A 15,125-nucleotide genomic window follows, 5' to 3' on the forward strand; every position below is an offset into this window, starting at 1 on the left:
AAGAAACTCTTTGATTAGGCAGCCTAAACTGCCGTCGATATCCTGAGGAAAAACGGATATCGACGGCAGTTTTTTTTGCCTGTAACGCGAAAAATAAAAAAAGGCAATGAAACTGGCAGTATCCGTTACTAAAACAATTTTGTCCAAAGTCCGCAAAAAAGTCTTATTTTGCCTTCAAGGGATTTAAAAAAGTGTTATTGTTGGAAAACCTCTGCTCTACTAAAGTAAAAGAAAAGGGGGGATTGTTGCCGAGGTTATTAAATGACCCTAATTAAATATAAGGAGGAGTGAATAAGAATTGCCATCTTATTTTTATGAGAATGAAAGCATCCATGCGAAGCTCGGAAATCAGGTAGAAGGAATCCTAGCAACCATTTCCGATAGATATATAGGATCCAATCCACCTCACCCCATAACGTTCCGGGCATTCAGTAAAAAAGGGTTTCATCGTGGGGGCGATTACCGCTATGTAATGAATTTGGAGGAAAAGTTCCCGGAAGCAAGTGATGGACAATGGGTCTATACTTGGGCCAAATTATGGAGCGATGACGAAAAAGATATTGCATTGGGGTTAAACTGTTTTGGTCCGGTACGGATTTACCTTCGTAACGAGCCAATCTTTAGATCCAGTATTGTGGAGGAAACGAATCCGAAGAGAAGAACTAATTTCCGTGTAAGGCTGGAAAAAGGCTGGAATCATTTCATTCTGCAATTTATGAAAACGCCTTCCGGATTTGGGGGGATATTTGGAACAGGGTCATTTAAACGGTTTCCGCTGCACTTCTTAATGCCATCAGAAGAAAGAAATGGACAAGAAGGCTGGCTATTTACACAGCCGCTTGAACGTGTAATGGACCAGCTCCCACAAGAAGGTACATACGAATGTGATGATGATGTGAAGTGGCTTCCGGAACAAAAATGGGATCAGCAAAGGCCGCAGCTCTCCAGAATGTTTGGGATTCAGGAAAATACTCAAGCCCTTGCTTGGACAAAGCTAGTCAATAACAAGCCTGCCATCCGGACTTTTATCTTGAATGGAGAAAATAACGGCCCAGTTGAACTATATGTAAATGGTGAATGTCTTTACCAGTCGACACAGAACAAGAAGTTTCAAGTATCCGTTGATCTCCCGTACGGGGAACATCAGATGGTGATCAAAAGCACCTGTCAGGGTAACAAAGACTGGGGCTTTCGGCTTGGGGGAGAAAATTTTACCCTCCCGGTACCTATCGAAGGTGTAAAGGGCGCTTGGATATATGCAGGTCCTTTTTCGTTGACGGCGCCTCTTGTGCTAGAAGATGTACTGAGGATGGATACGTTATTAGATGGTGTTGACGGCCCAACCTATTGGCGGCTGGACATGCCGGATACATGGGTACGTCCTTATTTGGAGAACCCTTTGTTTGGTAAATGGGATTATCCCCTTGGCGTGACATTGTATGGACTTTTGCAGACGGGGAAAGAGTTAAACCGCGAGGATATTGTCGACTACTCTTTGCGTCATATCGAGACATGCACATCCTTCTATCAATATTCCCTATGGGACCGAAAGCAGTATGGCGCTTCCGGGATTAATACCCAATTGTCGGCGATTGATAGTTTAGATGATTGCGGATCTTTTGGAGCAACCATGCTGGTTGGCCAGCAAATGGCACCAATCCGCGATGCAAGAGAAGTTGCCGATGACATTGCGGATTATATTTCCTATAAACAAAGTCGACTTCCAAACCAGGCATTATATCGCAGCTTCGGCAGTGTGGAATTTATGAAGGATACGGTATGGTGCGATGATTTGTACATGAGTGTACCGTTTCTTTGCAGATATTTTGAGGTAACAAAAGACAGCGCTTACCTTGATGATGCTGTTAATCAGTTTTTACGATATAAGGAACTTTTATTTATTCCAGGCTTGAATATTATGTCACATGTCTATGACTTTAAATTTAATACAGCGACAGGAATCCCATGGGGGCGCGGTAATGGCTGGGTTATCTTTTCCTTATCGGAACTATTGGCTGTGCTGCCGGAAAGCCATCCGCAGCGGGAAGAACTTCTGACCTTTTTTAGAGAACTAGCGGAAGGTTATTTAGCCTTACAGGGGGAAAACGGCTTATGGCACCAAGTGTTAACCGAACCAGACTCCTATGAGGAAACATCGTGTACGGCAATGTTTATTTATGCTTTTGCACGTGGCATTCGCTACGGCTGGCTGGAAGACCCAGAAGAATTTATCGAAGCTGTTATTCTAGGCTTTGAAGGGCTTTCTAAAGTAGGTGTTGATAAATATGGAAATGTGTATGGCGTTTGTCAAGGTTCGGGTTATGCCTTCACGAAGGAATATTACAAAGATGACCTAACATGGATATTGAATGACACACATGGAATTGGCATTGTTTTACTTTCAGGCATTGAGACATTAAGACTGAAAAATTGGATGGCTCAACAAATCAAAGGAGGAGTTTTGCATGGTTAAGCAAATGAAAGATGTACAAATCGCGTATATCGGCGGGGGGTCGCGCGGCTGGGCGTGGGGCTTAATGAGTGATCTAGCGATAGAGGAAAGCATTTCTGGGACCGTTAAACTGTACGATATCAATTACGAAGCGGCAAAACAAAATGAGACGATCGGCAACCGTTTGCGTGAACGTGACGATGTGGTCGGCCAGTGGAACTATGAAGCTGTTAAAACATTAAAAGAAGCATTAACAGGTGCAGATTTTGTGATTATCTCCATTTTGCCTGGGACATTCTTAGAGATGAAGTCAGATGTACATACACCGGAACAATACGGAGTCTATCAATCTGTTGGGGACACAGTGGGTCCCGGAGGTATGGTCAGGGCACTAAGGACCATTCCACTCTTTGTGGAAATTGCCAATGCCATTAAGGAGCATTCGCCAAATGCATGGGTAATCAATTATACAAACCCAATGAGCCTTTGTACGAGAACTCTTTATCATGTATTCCCAGAAATCAAAGCATTTGGCTGCTGTCATGAAGTATTTGGCACCCAAAAACTTTTGGCTTCCATGTTGGAGGAATTGGAAGGATTTGAAAAGGTTAAACGCAGTGACATAAAGGTGAATGTGCTGGGGATTAACCATTTTACTTGGCTCGACCGTGCTTCTTATCAAAATATCAATCTTTTGCCGATATATGAAAAATTTGCTGATAAATATTATGAGTCCGGTTTTGAGGGAAAAAACACGGGGAACTGGCTGAACGACCATTTCTCTTCCGCCCAAAGAGTAAAGTTCGACTTGTTTAAAAAGTTTGGTGTCATTGCGGCAGCCGGGGACCGGCATTTGGCGGAATTCATGCCGAACACCTGGTATTTGCAAAGCCCTGAAAAAGTAAGAGAATGGAAATTTGGTTTGACACCGGTTGATTGGCGGGCTGAAAGAGGCAAAGAGCTTTATGAAAAGGGCCGGCGCCTTGCCAATGGAGAGGAATCCTTTGTATTAAACGCTACAGGTGAAGAGGGCGTTCAAATGATCAAAGCGATCCTTGGATTGGGTGACATCATTTCGAATGTCAATTTACCGAACAAGGGGCAAATGGCCGGAGTGCCAGAAAACGTGATTGTCGAAACGAATGCGGTGTTTGGTCACAATAGTGTCCAGCCAATTGTCTCGGGTGAACTGCCAACTCCTGTCAATAATATGGTTTTGCGCCACATCCATATCCAAGAAATGACGCTGCAGGCGGCCATCAAGTGTGACAAACAATTGGCTTTGAGCGCGTTTAGACAGGATCCTTTGTTAAGTTCGCTTACTCCTGAGGAAACAGAAGAGCTTTTTGAAAAAATGTTGTTTAATACAAAAAGCTATCTGCCTGGTTGGGAATTTGAAACTGTCAAAAATTAAATGAACTAGATGGGAAGGGGCTGTCCAATAAGGGTCTGACTTTACGCCTCGACCAATATATAGAACGAGTTTTTTAAAAAATTCTCTATATATTGCGGAGAGGTGTCTGACCCCTTTGCTTTTTGGAAAACCCTTCTTCATTTGCATCCAAAGGGAAGGGGATTTTAATGATTACAAATAAGCTGAAAATTTTCCTTGCAGCCGATTCGACTGTACAAAGGTATGACGTGACTGAAAAAAATCAGGGTGGCTGGGGAGAGTTCCTTCAGAACTATTTCACGGATGAGGTAGAAGTAGCCAATCATGCAATCGGTGGAAGAAGCTCTAAAACCTTTATCGAGGAAGGGCGTTTAGATAAAATTGCGGAGGAAATAAAAACCGGTGACTACTTGTTCATCCAAATGGGGCATAATGACGCAACCAAAAGCAAGCCAGAACGGTATACGGAACCTTTCACAACCTATAAAGAGTATTTAAAAGAATATGTTGAGGTTGCGAAAAGGTGTCAGGCAGAACCGGTGTTGATTACCCCGGTAGCCAGACTGCATCTAGAGAATGGAAGTTTTATCAATGACTTTCCGGAATACTGCCAGGCTATGAAAGAGATTGCAAGAAATGAAAACGTAGCATTAATCGATTTAATGGAAAAAAGTCTGAAGTTGTTTGAGAATATTGGGTATGAGGAAGCACTTGCCTACTTTATGGTGTCAGTCAATGGAACCGATTACACCCATTTTACCAAAACAGGTGCAAACCAGATGGCTAGACTGGTAGTCGAGGGAGTAAAAGAACTGAATCTGCCAATCGCTAAGTTTTTTAAATAAGTGAATGATATTTAAGATCACCCTTTTTTTGGTGGTCTTTTTTTACACGAATTTCCGAAGCGATTAGAAACAAGTGCAAAAAAGTATTATTGCTGGAAAAAGAAAGCGCTTGTAAGGTGGAATTTAGCAACACTTTTTAAAAAGCAACTACAACAGAAAAGAGGCGTTCAAATTGGGAAAGGGCACAATATGGCCAAGTGAATGGAGCGAGTTTCGGGATTCCATTACCAATGTCAAAATTACTCAATTAACGAACTACAAGGCACACGATTATCACGTTTATTTCACGAATAACGGCTGGTATGATAACGGATCTAAGCTTTTGATATGTTCTGACCGCGGGAACTCGATCAATTTATACAGCATTGAATTGTCCACCGGAGAATTAACCCAGCTTACGGATTTGGATCCAAAGCTTACAAATGGATTGCAGGGAACTTTCTTAAATCCGCTCAAACATGAAGCGTATTTTACTTATGATAAAAAAATTATCTCCATTAACTTGGATACCTATGAGGAACGGACTATCTACCATCAGCCAAAAGGCTATCATTTTAGCAATTTAAGCTGTACAGCGGATGGAAAACATTTATGTTTCGGTCTTTCAGAAGATTTGTCACAAACTATCAAAACCAATCTTTCTGGCGGATACGTAGGTTTTGAAGAAACAGAAGCGGCAAGACCTTATTGCATGATTAACTTGCTCAATCTCGAAACAGGGGAAGCCCGAATCATTCATGAAGAAAAACGCTGGATTGGTCATGTCAATGCATCACCCACCCAGCCACATTTGATTACATTCTGCCACGAGGGACCATGGGAAAAAGTCGACCATCGAATCTGGGTTATGAATATTGAATCAGGAGAAGTTTGGAAGCTTCGCGAGGGAACAAGCAATCAATATGCCGGCCATGAATACTGGCATGCGGATGGACTCACGATTGGCTATCATGGGTTCACGGACTCTTTGGACAGAACAGATGGCAAGTTTCTAGGGTTCGCATCTTATGATAATTCAGTTTGCCAAGAGTTTGAATTCCCTTATCAAAATATGCACATCCATTCCAATGATTCATCCTTCATAGTGGGGGATGGACAGCAGTCGAGTGCCTACCATGGCGAAAGGTACCAGGATTGTATATTCCTATGGAAAAACACCAATCAAGGCATGGAAGGACCAAGAGTTTTATGTAAACATCGCGGCAGCTTTCATGTTCAGCAAATCCATGTCCATCCAAGGTTTAGTCAGGACGGGACAAAAATCTTGTTCACAAGCGATATGAATGGCTATGGTAACGTTTATTTAGCAGATGTTCCCGACTTTGAAAGTCTGCCAAGACTAATAGATGGGAAACTAATAAAATAATAGGATGACAGAACGGAGAATGACATCGATGAAAGTAAAATGGTTAAACACAAAACCGGCAGCGCAAACGGGTGTCTCCTGGGGGGTGCCATGGAAGCAAGGTGCGTTGCGGAAGGAGGATTCTCTTTCTCTTGAAAATGTTCAGGGGGAAAAAACTCCATTACAAAGCTGGCACATGGCTTTTTGGCCGGATGGAAGCGTAAAATGGACTGGGCATGCAGCCATCCTACAGGGGGATTTAGATTCATTTGAAATCGTAAAAGACGAAAATGCAACCAATGAGCGTCCATTACAGATCACAGAAACAGATAATACCATTGAAATAGATACCGGCGAAAGCCAATTTATTGTGAATAAACGGGGTAGCAGCTTTATCCAAACCATAAAAAACGGCTCTAAAATTTTTGGCACAGACGGAAGATTAGTTGCGATTAAAGAAAGCTGCAGCAAGGAGAACGGATGCAAGGTCACGCGGGAAACAGCCCTTCAAAGTAAAATTATCCAGGTAGAAATGGAACAAAAAGGTCCGTTAAGAAGTGTCATTAAAATTGAAGGTGTCCATCAAGAACATTCAAAGGAAACTACTCTGTTGCCATTTATCTTAAGATTGTACTTTTTTGCCGGTACATCCACGGTTCGACTGGTCCATACCTTTTTATATGATGCTGACCCGCAAACTGATTTTATTAAAGGGTTAGGCATGGAATTTTCCGTACCAGTAAAAGGGGAACTCTGGAATCGAAATATCAGATTTACGGGTGATACGGGAATCTACTCGGAACCAGCCCAGCTGCTGCTTACCAGAAGACATCGCAATGCAAACGGTTTGTACCAAAAACAGATTGATGGGGAGATATTGGATTTAACAGGACCTGACCATCAACCATTGCTTGAGCATGCCAAGCAAAATGCGGTTTGGAACGATTTTAAAATCACGCAAGATTCCTCTGATCATTATAAAATCGTAAAAAGAACTGGGGACGGCTGCTCATGGGTAGAATCGACACATGGAACAAGAGCAAAAGGCTTGATTTATGTTGGGGGGGAAGATGGCGGCATTGCAATTGGCATGAAAAACTTCTGGCAGAAGTTTCCGTCTAGTTTAGAGGTTTCCCAATTAAGTCAAGCTGTATCGAAAGTAAAAGTATGGTTTTGGGCACCTGATTCCGAGGCAATGGATTTCAGGCATTACAGTCAAGAAACTCATGTGGTAAGTGCCTACGAGGGATTTGATGAAATGAGGGCAACTGCAAATGGCATTGCCAATACAAGCGAAGTTTACTTGCAACTATACGCCAATGCCCCAACACATCAAGAATTAGTCCAAAAAATCGATGAGTGGCAATCGCCTCTGTTGCTGGTTTGCGAACCGGAGTACTATTACGCTACGAAAGCATTGGGAGTTTGGGGCTTACCCGATAGAAGCACCCCTGCCAAAGCGATGTTAGAGCAACAATTGGATTATGCCTTTGCTTTTTACAAAAATGAAGTGGAACAACGTAAATGGTACGGTTATTGGAACTATGGAGATGTCATGCACACCTATGATCCCGTGCGCCATCAATGGCGATACGACCTAGGGGGATTTGCATGGCAGAATACAGAGTTGGTTCCAAATATTTGGCTTTGGTATGCCTTCTTGCGTTCAGGCAGGGAAGACATCTTTACATTTGCGGAAGCCATGACCCGGCACACCAGCGAAGTTGACCGTTACCACTTAGGCGAATATGCAGGACTAGGCTCAAGGCACAATGTCGTTCATTGGGGCTGCGGGTGCAAAGAAGCCCGTATTAGCATGGCCGGGCTGCATAAATATTACTACTTTTTAACAACCGATGAAAGAACACGCGATTTGTTAACAGAGGTGCGAGATGCGGATCAAGCCCTTTACGGACTTGACCCAATGAGGGAATTTTATTCTGCTGAAGAATATCCAACACATGCTCGTACGGGTCCTGATTGGGCAGCCTTTTGTTCGAATTGGTTTTCTGAATGGGAACGTACGGAAAATATCGAATATAAACAGAAAATTGTCACGGGAATTGACATTCTTAAAAAGTTGCCGTTCCGATTACTTTCCGGCCCAACCTTCGGCTACGATCCAGAAACAAGTTCCCTTCTTCATATGGGGGATGGAAATGAAGGCGGCTATCATATGGTCATTGCATTTGGCGGGCCTCAGGCCTGGATGGAAATTGCCCAGGCATTGGATGATGAAGTATGGGATGATATGCTAGCCGAATTCGGAGAATTTTATGTGTTAAGCAATGAAGAAAAACTGGAAAGAAGTAATGGTGTTCTTTATGATAAACTGTTTAGTCTTCCCATGCTGGCATCCGGGATGGTAGCCTATGCGGCGGCAAAAAGGCAAGATGAAAATTTAGCAAAAAAAGCTTGGAATCTGTTATTAAATGATGAAATAAGTCAAATGGTGCTGCCGATAGAAAGCCAGGAAATCGACATTTGGAAGAAATTGTCTGAAATACCGGAAATAACGACAAACACAACTTCACAGTGGTGCTTAAATACGATTGCAGCATTAGAACTGATAGGAAATTACCTGCCAATGGAACAAACACAAGAAAGTGATAATGCGGCAATAAAGTGAAAAGAGCTTGAAAAACCCTGTTGTATCAAGGGCTTTTCAAGTACAAAAATTGATAATTGCAAGAAAAATGAAAGCGGTTTAATTTAAAGACAATACAGGACACAGTTACGACAAACTAATCGCTCTAGTGGGCTGTTGGGGTAACTGAACAATGTTGGCAATGAATCTACTATTTTTTATTGGGGGAATTTGAATGAACAAAGCAAAAAAATCAATAGGAAAGAAGGCAGCCATCCCGGCATTATCCGTTTTGCTGGTATCTTCCCTGATCGGCTGCAGCAATGATTCTGCACAATCAAGTACGAAAGCAAGTAGTAAAGCAAGTGGTGAAAAAACTTCTGAAAAACTGGATATTAGTATCATGACGACTGCCTATTCAGCTACTCCGCCAACAGAAAGCAGCCCTTCCTTACAGGCTCTGGAGAAGTACACGAATGCTAATATAACTGTCAATTATGTTTTCAACTCAAACTATACTGATAAATTAAATGTAACCTTAGCTTCTGGCAATTTGCCAAAAATCATTATGATTCCTAGTAAACTTCCAAGTTTTGTAAGCGCTGTCCGTGATGGGGCATTCTGGGATTTGACACCATATTTAAAAGATTATCCAAACTTAAGTAAAGCTAATGAAATTACCTTAGCAAACAGTGCAATTGATGGAAAAATTTATGGCATTTACCGGGCTCGTCCACTAGGAAGAAATGGATTCTTCTTCCGTAAAGATTGGCTGCAAAACTTAGGATTAAGTGAACCTAAAACAATTGACGATTTTTATAATGTTTTAAAGGCATTTACAAACGATGATCCAGATGGAAACGGGAAAGATGACACTTACGGCATGACCATTTCGAAATGGTATGGACCGTTTGATATTATGCAAACATGGTTTGGCGCACCGAATAAATGGGGCATCAAAAAGGATGGCACGCTCCAACCAGATTTCATGACTTCTCAATATATGGATTCATTGAAATTCTTTAAAAAATTATATGATGAAAAATTAATCAATTCGGATTTTGCTGTAATGGATACCGCAAAATGGAATGAACCATTCCAAACTGGAAAATCAGGCGTTCAAATCAGCACATTGGACGATGCTCATAGAAATCAAGAGGCTATGGAAAAAATCGATCCAAAAAATAAAGACGTTGTGGATGTAGCAGGAGCTGTCAAAGGAGATGAAGGATTGTTCAATCTCCCTACTGATGGTTATAACGGCTTATTGGCTATTCCAAAATCAAGTGTAAAAACTGAAAAGGAATTAAAACAAGTTCTATCTTTCATTGATAAATTGAATAACGAGCCTGCTCAAACAATTGCTTATGATGGCGTTGAAGGACGCAATTATAAGATGGAGAATGGAAAACTCGTAGCCATTACAACATCTACAGACCCAGAATATACAGAATTCCAAGACCTTAACCAATTCATACCAGGGATTCCTGAAAGCAATTTCAAACATGCTGATTATTCAGCACTTCGTTTAAAAGAAAACAAGATCATGGTAGATAATGAAGAAATTGTTGTAGCAAATCCAGCTGCTTCATTGCTTTCAGAAGTTTATGCTCAAAAAGGACAGCAGCTTGACAACATTATCAACGATGCCAGAGTCAAATATATCGTTGGCCAAATTGATGAAAACGGATTTAAAGATGCGATTAAATTATGGAAGTCTTCCGGTGGGGACGACTACGTTGCTGAAATGAATAAGTTATACAAAGCTAACAAAAGCAAAAGCAAAAAGTAAGATTTGAAAGAAACAGGCAGTTTCCATAGCTGCCTGTTTCAAAAAAAGAATTTGTTAAGTGGAAGGAGAGGAACAATGGAAAGAGCTGATGCACAGACCGTTGAAACGGAATTAAGCGGCCTAAAAACAGAAGTAAACACAAAAGCAAAATCAAATATAACTCCACTTCAACGCATCATAAGGGATAAATGGCTGTATGTCCTGTTGCTCCCTGGTTTAGCTTATTTTATCATATTCAAATATCTGCCAATGTGGGGAGTGGTCATTGCCTTTCAGGATTATTCACCATTTAAGGGCGTGTTTGCTAGTGACTGGGTCGGCTTTGATAACTTTACCAACTTCTTTAAAAATCCGGATTTCTTCAGATTATTGAAAAATACGGCCATCTTTGCGGTGTTGAATTTGGTGTTTTTCTTTCCGGCTCCGATTATCTTATCATTATTGCTAAATGAATTGCGCAGTAATTCGTATAAGAGGGTTATGCAAACCTTTATCTATGTGCCGCACTTTATGTCCTGGGTCATCATTGCCAGTATCACGTATGTCTTTTTTACAACTAGCGGTGGTGTTGTGAATGAAATCGTCGAGCAAATTTATGGCAGGAAAATGGATTTTCTTTCTGCTCCAGAGTGGTTCCGCCCATTAATTATGTTACAGATTATTTGGAAAGAAACTGGCTGGGGAACCGTAATCTTTTTAGCCGCGCTCACATCCGTTGATAAAGAGCAATATGAAGCAGCGATTGTAGACGGCGCCGGAAGATTCAGACGGTTATGGCATGTCACGTTGCCTGCGATTAGAAGCACCATTATCGTTATGCTGATTTTGCAGCTTGGACGTTTTCTGGATACCGGTTTCCAACAAATCTATTTGATGAGTAATTCACTAAACCGCGGTGTTGCGGACGTTTTTGACACATATGTTTATTTTGTCGGGATTACCCAAGGTGCGTACAGTTATAGTACGGCGGTCGGCTTGTTTAAATCAGTCATCGGAATCATCTTGGTGTTGGGATCGAACAAACTAGCCAAGAAATTTGGAGAAGAAGGAATCTTTTAAAATGGTGTATCATCGAGGAGGTGTGGCGTATGTCGATGCCAAAAATGCATAATACACGTGCAGGGCGCGTATTTGATGGATTTAACGTTATTTTTCTAGGAATCATTGGAGTTCTGATGATTCTGCCATTTCTGTATATCATTGCAGGGTCTTTTGCAACGGAGGCTGAGCTGACAACGAGAAGCTTTTTTATCTGGCCGAAAACATTTACGCTCGATGCCTATCAATATATTTTCTCTACTGCGACATTTTCACGGAGTTTACTCGTATCGATAGGTATCACCGTAGTCGGGACGATCGTTTGTCTGTTTTTTACCTTTACCATGGCCTATCCGTTATCGAGAAGTAATTTATTGGGACGTAATTTCTTTTTGAACCTAGTTATCTTTTCGATGCTATTCAGCGGCGGTATGATTCCGACTTACATTGTGGTTAAATCACTGGGATTGTTGGATTCATATTGGTCTATGATCCTGCCAGGGGCAATTAATCCATTTAACTTAATTATTGTCAAAACTTTCTTTCAAGGGATTCCGAATGAATTAGAGGAAGCAGCTAAGATGGATGGTTGTACAGAAATGGGGATTTTTTGGAGGATTATTTTACCATTATCGACACCAGTTCTTGCGACTTTTACGTTATTCTATGCGGTGGGGATTTGGAACGATTTCTTCCATGCCTTATTGTATATTAGTGATGCAACAAAATGGCCAGTACAAGTGCTGTTACAGCAAATTATTATTTTATCGCAAGGTAATCTGGCAGATACGACTCAGATGGGTGAATATGTAGCTCCACCTGCCCAATCTTTGAAATTGGCTGTAGTGGTTGTGGCCACCTTGCCAATATTAATCGTTTATCCGTTCCTGCAAAAGCACTTTGCCCAAGGAATGCTGCTGGGATCTGTAAAAGGATGATAGATTTTATATTTTGAGAAATAAAGACTAGTTTATAATGGATCGTATTGGTCCATTAAAAACTAGTCTTTATTCATTTTGTTAAAAGACGGGAAAATATTCTTTGTTTGTGGGTTTTGGTGGGTAAGAGAATCTGCAGTGCTGTGTTTTTTTGTGGGATGTCACAAAACTTTTTCATTAAAGCGCTTTCGAATTGTAAATAGTTATGCCATAATAGTCTTATTACCATATAAATGATGCTTAGGCAACGGAGTGTTTTTAATGGGACCTACAAACATGATTGCTAAAATGAAAAACTTATGGCAAGGAAGCTACCATAGGAATAGCTTTATTCTCATCTTACTAATTACCAGTATACCAGGATTGATTATAGGTTTAGGAATCTATTGGTTTGCCGTTGGTAAGGTAGAAAATGAACTTCGAGCATCCAACGCAAGCCAAACTTATCAGCGGGCAAAAAATATTGATGAGCAATTTAAATACATTGAGGAATACACAACCCATTGGGCGTTTGAGCCTCGATTTGGAGACAACTTAAAAAATATTGATTTTGTCAAACAGTTTACGGAAACAAATGACATTACCAAAACTTTGGGGCTATTGGAAGGCAGCCATAATTTGATAAGCGGTGCTGAACTTTATTTGGATTCGGATAAACCAGTGCTATTTAACACGAATTACAATGTATTGGATGAAAAAGAGAACCAAGTTTATCAAAATATGCTGTCAAAAGGAACTAGACTCCATTGGGAAGAAATATCGCCGGCCAAAGGACAGAAAACCTCGACTCTGGCATTTGTCAGCAATATTCCAATCATTAATAAGGTACCATTCGGTGCGATTATTGTTAAGATTGACCATGACAAAGCTCTCAATCTATTGAAAACATTAAATCCCTATGATCATGGAGCCACATTTCTTTTAAATGAACAGGATGAATTACTGCTTTCTTCAAACAGTACCGGTCAATCCAACTTTATGAATGTACTAAAAAAGGAATTGGGTAAACAAAAGAATGAGAGCGGATCGTTTCAATTTGAATATAAAAATATAAACTATTTGATTTCTTTTGGCCATTTTAGCCGAATTCAATCCCAATGGACCTATATTTCTGCTTCACCAATGACATCCATTACAAAACCTATTTTGTTTATATCAAGATTAATCATGATTATCAGTGGTTCGGCCCTTCTTTTGGCAATCATTTTGTCATGGTTTACTTCACAGCGTATTTATGCGCCAATCCGAAATCTGATGCGAGTATTTTCGGAGGATGATACCGATAATTGGAAGAAAATCGGTAAGGATGCGTTTTCCATTATAGAGCAGCAATGGAAAGAGTTGTCGCAAAAAAGCAATTTACTCCAAAGCCGGCTTTCTGAGCAATTAACCGAATTAAAAGACAACTTCCTTTATCAACTGGTTCAGGGGGATTTACATCACTACAATGAAGAGGACTTGCGCCAACGCATGGAGACCTATGGTTGGAATGTGAAAAATCAGAATTTTATTGCTATTGGGCTTCAACTGACTGGACCATCCGGTTCCAAAGAAAGTACCCCCCCTAATGATCATGGAGTAGTCACGTATATGGCGGCTAATATCATGGAAGAATTGGCTCAAAGAATGTTTTCACAATTCGATATTATCAAGTTTTCCGACTTCTCGGTAGGAATGTTGGTTATTTATACACCAGAACATGCCATTGAAGAGGATTTGCATCACTTTGCAGAAGATGTGAGTGAAACTGTCAATCAGGTTATTAATATGCATGTAACCATAACCATTAGCGATAAGACCGACAGCGTAAAGAAAATACCTTATATTTTTGAAGATGTAAAAACAGGCATCCGATTCCGAATCTATGAGAATAGCAATCAGATTATCGACTTGCGTAAGTATAAGCATTCGGGAAATAGTGATTTTCAATATCCGTTTGCCGTTGAAAAAGAAATTATTCAAGCCATTCGAATGGGCCAAGTTGAAGAAATCGAAGCATTAATTAACAAATTCATTCAGGAATTTATTCGTAAAGGAATCAGTGAAATATTCCTGCAACAGGCTGTGATTCAACTCTTTAGCAGTATTCAGCATGAAATATTGCATTCAGGAATCCATCCGCTTGACCTTTTTAACGGAAAAAACATGATGGATGAACTTTCTAATATCCGTGACCCTGAGAGAATTGTAACTTGGTTTACAACAGAAGTAATCGGCCCTTATATAGATAAACTCGAGAGCCGCATGAATATGGAATTAAAATGTATTATAGAAAAGGTCGTTATTACCATTCAGGAAAGGTATATGGATGATATATCGTTAGAAAGTTGTGCCGATGAAGTGGGAACGAACCCTTATACGCTGAGCAAAGCTTTTAAACAGATTATCGGTATTAACTTTATTGATTACTTAACACAATTAAGAATTGATAAAGCAAAAGACTTATTAATCCATTCCGATATCAAAATAAATGATATTGCCGAGAGCGTGGGATACAGGCATAGTTATTTCAACAGGATTTTCAAAAAACAAATCGGTATTCCACCGAGCCAATACCGAAAGCTGAATCAAGAAGCAAATCAAATGAAAGCAGGAAGTGATGGTTAACGGGGTTAACCATCACTTTTTTTTATGAACAGCCGTTTTTTCATGATTACACAAAAGTATGGTTGTAGGAAAAGTTTTATCCCTTTATATTAAGTTAGAAAAGCACATTTCCTTTAAATCATAGGAGG

At 40.5% G+C, this 15,125-nt stretch carries 9 protein-coding genes; all 9 read left to right on the forward strand.

Translation table 11 applies throughout. The features are described from left to right. Window positions 1-298 precede the first annotated feature (298 nt). The 9 genes from ACY8D0_RS05675 to ACY8D0_RS05715 all read left to right on the forward strand — a co-directional run bounded on the left by ACY8D0_RS05675 (window position 299) and on the right by ACY8D0_RS05715 (window position 14,997). Window positions 299-2,473 carry a glycoside hydrolase family 88/105 protein gene (locus ACY8D0_RS05675; RefSeq protein ID WP_462409502.1) on the forward strand — a complete coding sequence of 725 codons (2,175 nt, stop codon included), beginning with the start codon at window positions 299-301 and terminating at the stop codon, window positions 2,471-2,473. After that, window positions 2,466-3,866, forward strand: a complete 1,401-nt coding sequence (locus ACY8D0_RS05680) for a family 4 glycosyl hydrolase (RefSeq protein ID WP_462409503.1) — start codon at window positions 2,466-2,468, stop codon at window positions 3,864-3,866. The genes ACY8D0_RS05675 and ACY8D0_RS05680 overlap by 8 nt, the downstream gene beginning before the upstream one ends. A 167-nt stretch (window positions 3,867-4,033) precedes the next feature. Next, complete coding sequence (locus ACY8D0_RS05685) at window positions 4,034-4,690, forward strand: rhamnogalacturonan acetylesterase (protein WP_462409504.1); 657 nt, start codon at window positions 4,034-4,036, stop codon at window positions 4,688-4,690. A gap of 172 nt (window positions 4,691-4,862) precedes the next feature. Next, window positions 4,863-6,056: an oligogalacturonate lyase family protein gene (locus tag ACY8D0_RS05690; RefSeq protein WP_462409505.1), complete on the forward strand. Its 1,194-nt coding sequence runs from the start codon at window positions 4,863-4,865 to the stop codon at window positions 6,054-6,056. A gap of 28 nt (window positions 6,057-6,084) precedes the next feature. Further along, window positions 6,085-8,664, forward strand: coding sequence for an exo-rhamnogalacturonan lyase family protein (locus tag ACY8D0_RS05695; RefSeq protein WP_462409506.1), 2,580 nt, complete (start codon window positions 6,085-6,087; stop codon window positions 8,662-8,664). A 193-nt stretch (window positions 8,665-8,857) separates the two neighbouring features. Continuing rightward, window positions 8,858-10,414 (forward strand): extracellular solute-binding protein, encoded by a 1,557-nt coding sequence (locus ACY8D0_RS05700; RefSeq protein WP_462409507.1) that lies wholly within the window; start codon window positions 8,858-8,860, stop codon window positions 10,412-10,414. 75 nt (window positions 10,415-10,489) lie between these two features. Further along, window positions 10,490-11,473, forward strand: coding sequence for an ABC transporter permease (locus ACY8D0_RS05705; protein WP_462409508.1), 984 nt, complete (start codon window positions 10,490-10,492; stop codon window positions 11,471-11,473). Window positions 11,474-11,508: 35 nt separating this feature from the next. Further along, entirely contained in the window at window positions 11,509-12,390 is an 882-nt protein-coding gene (locus ACY8D0_RS05710) for a carbohydrate ABC transporter permease (protein WP_462409958.1), read from the forward strand. Window positions 12,391-12,651: 261 nt separating this feature from the next. After that, window positions 12,652-14,997 carry a helix-turn-helix domain-containing protein gene (locus ACY8D0_RS05715; protein WP_462409509.1) on the forward strand — a complete coding sequence of 782 codons (2,346 nt, stop codon included), beginning with the start codon at window positions 12,652-12,654 and terminating at the stop codon, window positions 14,995-14,997. Window positions 14,998-15,125: the final 128 nt, after the last annotated feature.

The sequence above is a fragment of the Neobacillus camarae genome (genome assembly GCF_054950115.1).

Coding starts and splice junctions, on each gene's coding strand:
- ACY8D0_RS05680 (WP_462409503.1), top strand. CDS start 2,466: ATGGTTAAGCAAATGAAAGATGTACAAATCGCGTATATCGGCGGGGGG.
- ACY8D0_RS05700 (WP_462409507.1), top strand. CDS start 8,858: ATGAACAAAGCAAAAAAATCAATAGGAAAGAAGGCAGCCATCCCGGCA.
- ACY8D0_RS05685 (WP_462409504.1), top strand. CDS start 4,034: ATGATTACAAATAAGCTGAAAATTTTCCTTGCAGCCGATTCGACTGTA.
- ACY8D0_RS05705 (WP_462409508.1), top strand. CDS start 10,490: ATGGAAAGAGCTGATGCACAGACCGTTGAAACGGAATTAAGCGGCCTA.
- ACY8D0_RS05715 (WP_462409509.1), top strand. CDS start 12,652: ATGGGACCTACAAACATGATTGCTAAAATGAAAAACTTATGGCAAGGA.
- ACY8D0_RS05695 (WP_462409506.1), top strand. CDS start 6,085: ATGAAAGTAAAATGGTTAAACACAAAACCGGCAGCGCAAACGGGTGTC.
- ACY8D0_RS05710 (WP_462409958.1), top strand. CDS start 11,509: ATGCCAAAAATGCATAATACACGTGCAGGGCGCGTATTTGATGGATTT.